This window comes from Bradyrhizobium sp., from assembly GCF_017881085.1.
In the GTDB taxonomy this organism is placed as follows: domain Bacteria; phylum Pseudomonadota; class Alphaproteobacteria; order Rhizobiales; family Xanthobacteraceae; genus Bradyrhizobium.
In genome coordinates, this window is sequence record NZ_JADGRI010000351.1 from 1 (window position 1) to 5,254 (window position 5,254).

Genomic DNA, 5,254 nt, shown 5'->3' on the forward strand with positions numbered 1-5,254 from the left:
GGCATGCGCCGCGCTGGGTCGGTGAATCCCACGACGACACGGTCGGTCCGCAGGGCGCGGCGCTGATTCTCGAATTGCAGCGTCTCCGGCAGGCGTTCGAGCGGGAAGACGCCGATGAGCCGCACCCGCAAACGCGTCGTCCGGCTCGCGAGGAGTTACGTTCCCCGGCATCTGCGCGATCGCGTCAGCCGAAGCGGCAGCGCAAGGGCAAGATGAGTCGGGCCTTCGACATTTGCCTGGAGCAATTGGGACTCACGGCCGCCGCGCCTGCCGCACGCAGGAGCGAACCTGCGCCCGAGCCGGCCGCCGCACCAGCCTGGCGTCGAAGCGAACCTGCACCCGACCCGGCTGCCGGCCCGAGCTGGCGCCGAAGCGGGCCTGGACCTGAGCCGGCCGTCGCGCCGGCCAGGCGCAGAAGCGAGCATGCGCGCGACCCGGCAGTCACCCCGGTCAAGCATCCGCGCAAGGAGGGTGTCGCGCCTACCGCGCGAAAACGCGAAGCTGAACGTGAGTCGACGATCGCGCCGCCGCCGGACCGGCACGGTCCGATTATCGCGCCCGACGACCCGTCGCTGATCAACGCGGTGAGGCCCGGGCCGGAATTTCCCGGCGCGGATCCCAAGCATCAATCGATGCATATCGAGAGCCCTCGACTGGCGCTGCCGCCTCCGGCTGCCGACGCCAAGCCGGCAACGGCCGTCGGACAGTTGATCGAGAGCTGCCGCGTCGGTCTCACCGCGGGCGTTGCCTTCCTCGTCAATCGCGAGGGCCTTGCCGATAACGATAATGTGCCGGGCGACAATCTGGCGGTGCGGGCCGGGCGAGCCTTCGAGAACGAATTGCGGACCGGTCTTCGGGTGTTGCTCGCCGTCGTCCTCGTGGCCGGCGGCATGGCTGTGCTGATGCCGATCGCGGGCGCCGTCGTCGTTCCCGGCAACCTTGTGGTTCAATCGAACGTCAAGGCCATCCAGCATCCGACAGGCGGCGTGGTTGCGGAAATCCCGGTCCACAACGGCCAGCGGGTGGGTACGGGCGATCTGTTGCTGCGGCTCGACGCCACCCAGGCGCAGGCCAGTCTGCAGATGGTGAGCAAGCAGCTCGACGAGGTGCGGGCGCGGATCGCCCGGCTGGTGGCCGAGCGCGACGGCGTGGCGAAGATTGAAGTGCCGCCCGAACTGGCGGCGCGCTCGGGCGGGGTCACCGTCAAGGCGCTGCTGGCCTCGGAGGAGTCGCTGTTCAAGGCCCGCGCCAATGCGCGCCGAAGCCAGATCGACCTTCTGCAAAGCCGGGTCTCGCAGCTCGGCGAGGAGATTGCAGGCCTCGATGCCCAGGTCGAATCCAAGTCCAAGCAACTGGAACTGATCGGCGGTGAGCTCACGGGCGTCCAGGATCTCTACGACAAGCGGCTGGTGCCGCTGACCCGGCTCACCACCCTGCAGCGCGAGAGCGCGCGGATCGAGGGCGAGCGCGGGCAATTGACGTCGGCGATCGCCGAGACGAAATCCAAGATCGGGGAGGCCCAGCTTCAGATCGTCCGCCTCGATCAGGATTTCCGCACCGATGTCGTCAAGGAACTCGGCGAGAACCAGGGCAAGGAAGCCGAGCTCGTGGAGCGCGGCGTCGCCGCGCGCGACCTCCTCGAGCGGATCGAAATCCGCGCGCCGACGTCGGGGGTGATCAACCAGCTTTCCGCCCACACCATCGGCGGCGTGATCCGCGCCGGCGACACCATCATGGAAGTGGTGCCGGATCTGGATGATCTGCAGATCGAGGCGCGGCTACAGCCCAACGATATCGACCAGGTGCGGATGGGCCAGAAGGCGTTCGTCCGCTTCTCGGCCTTCAACCAGCGCGTGACGCCGCAGCTCGACGGCATCGTGTCTTACGTGTCGGCCGATACCAGCCGGGACCAGCAGAGCAACGCACCCTATTTCACCGTCCGGGTGACGCTTCCAGAGGAGCAGCGCCGCCGGCTGGTCAGCCAGCAACTCGTCTCGGGCATGCCCGCGGAAGTCTTCATGCAGACCGGCAGCCGGACCATGATGAGCTACTTGCTGAAGCCGATCACCGATCAGCTCCAGCGCGCCTTCGTCGAGCGGTGAGACCGCGGCCGATCCTTGGCTGAGGTCGTCAATTGTTGGACGCGGAACGGGGATGTCCGATGACACCCGCCACGCCGTGTTGCCGAGATCGCCTACCAAGGCGCCGCTGCGCCCCACTAAAGATGTGTGACGGCTGGCTGGCTGCTGGTCTGCGTCAGCACGAACTGACCAAGGATCCTGAATCGGGAATCGGCCGCGTCCTGACGGCATATCGCGATCCTGTCGATATCGAGTGTTTGCAGGCCGAGCGCCGCAAAACGATCCCGCAGCATCGTCAGGATCGGCCGGCGGCGCTCGGCGTCAAGCCGCCCCGTCAGCGTCATGTGGAAGCGGAAGTCTTCCAGCACGTAAGGATATCCAAAGCGATCGAGATAGTCGCACTGCCTCGGCGTCAGGGCGGAGGGGTTGCGGCGCGCCCGGTCTTCCGGCGCGAGCGGTGCGCGGAATGAATCGAATTCACGCACGCAGTCCGCGGCAAGCCGCTCCAGTTCAGCCGATGGCTCGGCGGGCACCACCGCAATAAAACCGCTGATGGAATCGACGACCGGCCGGATCACCGGAATCGGCCGGGGCGCGGCGGCAAAGATTTCGCAGGCCGCAAGAAGCCCGGCTTCGGTCTTGCCGGATGCCAGCGCCAGCGGCGCCTTCAGCGTGGCATGAAAGCCGTATTTGCGGGGATCGCGCGTCAATTCGCGCCAATCCGGCACCGACTGCGGAATGCCATCCGGAAAGGGCAGGTCGCTGCCGCTCGCGGCGTCATAGCCCAGCAGTGCCGCGCCGAAGCGATCGAGATCGCTGCCGGGCGCGGCCACGTAATAGATCGCGTAACGGGGAAAAGAGGTCATACCGCCAGCATAAAGCCCGCTCACGCGGCTGCAACCGCCTCGCGCCTTGCGGCCGGTGCATGGATCAGGCGGCTCGAATCGGTCAGATGAACCAGGCGGCCCGCGGCGATGACGGCGACGATACGCGGCCGCAGCGGCACTTCGTCGTCGACGAGGATGATGTCGGCGCGATAGCCCTCGGCCAGAATGCCGCGGTCCGAAAGCCCGGCAGCCCGGGCCGGTGCCGCCGAGATCAAGTCCCACGCGCGGGCCAGCGGCAGCACGCCATCGGCGGCGAGGCGGAACGCGGCCAGCAGCTGCGCCGGATAATAATAGTCGGAAGCCAGCACCGAGCACAGGCCCCTGGCGATCATGTCGGATGCCCGGGTCCATCCGGTATGGCTGCCGCCGCGCACGACATTGGGCGCGCCGAACACGATGGCGTCGCCGGCGTCGGCCGCGGCGCGCGCGGTTTCCTCGTTGACCGGGAATTCGGCGATATTCACGCCCATGCCCCGAAATGCCTCGCGCATCTGCGGGCTGTCGTCGTCATGCGACAGCATCCGCACCTTGGCGTTGCGTGCCGCTTGCGCCAGCCGCGCGATCGAGGCCGGGACCTCGTTGGCGCGGGCGACGACGCGCGCCACCAGTTCGTCGAACGCCTCGCCGGAGAGCCCGGTGCGTTCGACCATGCGGCTCCGCTTTTGCGGTTTTGCAAGACCGGCCACCGTCGAGTCCATGTGGTCGTTGAAGGCGAACAGATCGATGCGTCCGTCGGACAGCCACTGGCTGATTTCGGCCTCGGCATCGAGATTGTAGGTCTCGTGCCGCAAATGGAAGCGGGTATCCGCCGCCAGTTGCGGCCGCATGGTTTCGATCGCCTCCAGCAAGAGCCGCGCGTTGTCGGCGCTGCGCAGGCCCGGCTCCCACGACCAGGTCGTGGCGTGAAACACCGTGGTGATGCCGTTGCCGATGGCCTGCCGGTCGCTGTCGGCCAGCGCCACGTCGGCGGGGAAATCGACGCCGGGGCGCGGCATCATCTGCCGCTCGAAGGCATCGCCATGCAGGTCGATGATGCCCGGCAACACCTGCAGGCCGCTGGCGTCGAGGCCCAGTGAGCCGCGGCCGTGGCGAGAGCCGGACGCGCCGATCTCGCCGTCCTCGATCCGCAACGGGGCGTCGGCGAATTCGCCGCCGAGCAGCGCCCGGCCGCCTTCGATAAAGATGTCGGTCACAATGCTGCGCTTCGTTTCGGGGTGGGCGATCGGCTGACGGTGGCGGCTTCTTCATATTTTGCGAGAAAGTCCTCGACCGTCAGTTTGCGGAAATCGGGCAGGGCGCGGCGGAGCGTTTCATGGCTCCAGTCCCACCACGAAAGCTCGGCCAGCCGGTTGGTCACCGCTTCGGAAAATCGCCGTCGGATCGTCCGCGCCGGATTGCCCGCGACAATGGTGTAGGCCGGAACGTCCTTGGTGACGATGGCGCCGGCGGCGATCACGGCGCCGCTGCCGATGCTGCGGCCCGGCAGCACGATGGCGCCGTGCCCGATCCAGACGTCGTGACCGATCTGGACGCGATGTCCGCGCCGCCATTCGAAGAACTCCGCTTCGTCGCTTTCCTCCGGAAAATACGCGCTGGCGCGATAGGTGAAATGCGCTTGCGTTGCGCGGTGCATCGGGTGATTGCCCGGGTTGATCCGCGTCATCGCCGCGATCGAGCAGAACTTTCCGATCGTCGCATAGGTGATCTGCGCGTCGTTCACGACGTAGGAATAATCGTCCATCGTCACTTCCTGCAGGATCGTGCGCGCGCCGACTTCGCAATAGGCGCCGAGCTTGACGTCATGCAGTTTCGCGCTTGGGTCCACCGTCGGATCGACTGAAAGCATCTTGCCGGCCATGCGGGCTTCTCGCGAGCAATCAATGTCAGGGCTGCACGTCATCGGTGGGCTTGATGACGTTGTCATGACGAAGACATGACGGCGCACGCGGGTGTGGATGAATGCCGCACCGCAGCGCAATTGTCACATAGCTGTTGAATCCAGACGCTAGCGATGGTGGCAACAAGGCGCTCTGGAGCATCGCATGCTGGTGGTGGATGGTTTGACGTGCCGTTTCGGCACAAAGACCGCGGTCGACAATGCGTCATTCTCCGTTGCGCCCGGCGGTTTCATCGGCGTGATCGGCCGTTCCGGCGCCGGCAAGTCGACCCTGCTGCGCATGATCAACCGCCTCGCCGAGCCGACCTCGGGACGAATCCTGTTCGACGGCGTCGATGTCACGGCGCTGCGCGGCAGGGAGCTGCGGCAATGGCGTGCCCGCTCGGCGA

At 66.7% G+C, this 5,254-nt stretch carries 5 protein-coding genes; 2 read left to right on the forward strand and 3 right to left on the reverse strand.

Going from position 1 to position 5,254, the window contains the following annotated elements:
* The coding region (locus QZ213_RS24150) for an HlyD family type I secretion periplasmic adaptor subunit (RefSeq protein ID WP_365885192.1) at nucleotides 1-2,102 on the forward strand (2,102 nt) is incomplete at its 5' end.
* A 116-nt stretch (nucleotides 2,103-2,218) separates the two neighbouring features.
* On the opposite strand, the gene QZ213_RS24155 is transcribed toward QZ213_RS24150, so the two are convergent.
* The 3 genes from QZ213_RS24155 to QZ213_RS24165 are packed head-to-tail and all read right to left on the reverse strand — an operon-like array spanning nucleotide 2,219 to nucleotide 4,826.
* The gene (locus QZ213_RS24155) at nucleotides 2,219-2,947 is read right to left on the reverse strand and encodes a DUF1045 domain-containing protein (RefSeq protein WP_291688594.1); all 729 of its coding nucleotides are present in this window, start codon (nucleotides 2,945-2,947) and stop codon (nucleotides 2,219-2,221) included.
* Nucleotides 2,948-2,967: 20 nt separating this feature from the next.
* On the reverse strand, nucleotides 2,968-4,161 hold the full coding sequence (locus QZ213_RS24160) for an alpha-D-ribose 1-methylphosphonate 5-triphosphate diphosphatase (protein WP_291688595.1): 1,194 nt from the start codon (nucleotides 4,159-4,161) through the stop codon (nucleotides 2,968-2,970).
* Nucleotides 4,158-4,826: a chloramphenicol acetyltransferase gene (locus QZ213_RS24165; RefSeq protein WP_291688596.1), complete on the reverse strand. Its 669-nt coding sequence runs from the start codon at nucleotides 4,824-4,826 to the stop codon at nucleotides 4,158-4,160. The genes QZ213_RS24160 and QZ213_RS24165 overlap by 4 nt, the downstream gene beginning before the upstream one ends.
* A 184-nt stretch (nucleotides 4,827-5,010) precedes the next feature.
* Here QZ213_RS24165 and QZ213_RS24170 point away from each other — a divergent pair.
* Nucleotides 5,011-5,254 (forward strand): ATP-binding cassette domain-containing protein (locus QZ213_RS24170; RefSeq protein ID WP_291688597.1); only part of this gene is annotated, 244 nt, incomplete at its 3' end.

Excerpts from the sequence above, each read along its gene's own strand:
- QZ213_RS24155 (WP_291688594.1), bottom strand. The coding sequence starts at position 2,947 with ATGACCTCTTTTCCCCGTTACGCGATCTATTACGTGGCCGCGCCCGGC.
- QZ213_RS24165 (WP_291688596.1), bottom strand. The coding sequence starts at position 4,826 with ATGGCCGGCAAGATGCTTTCAGTCGATCCGACGGTGGACCCAAGCGCG.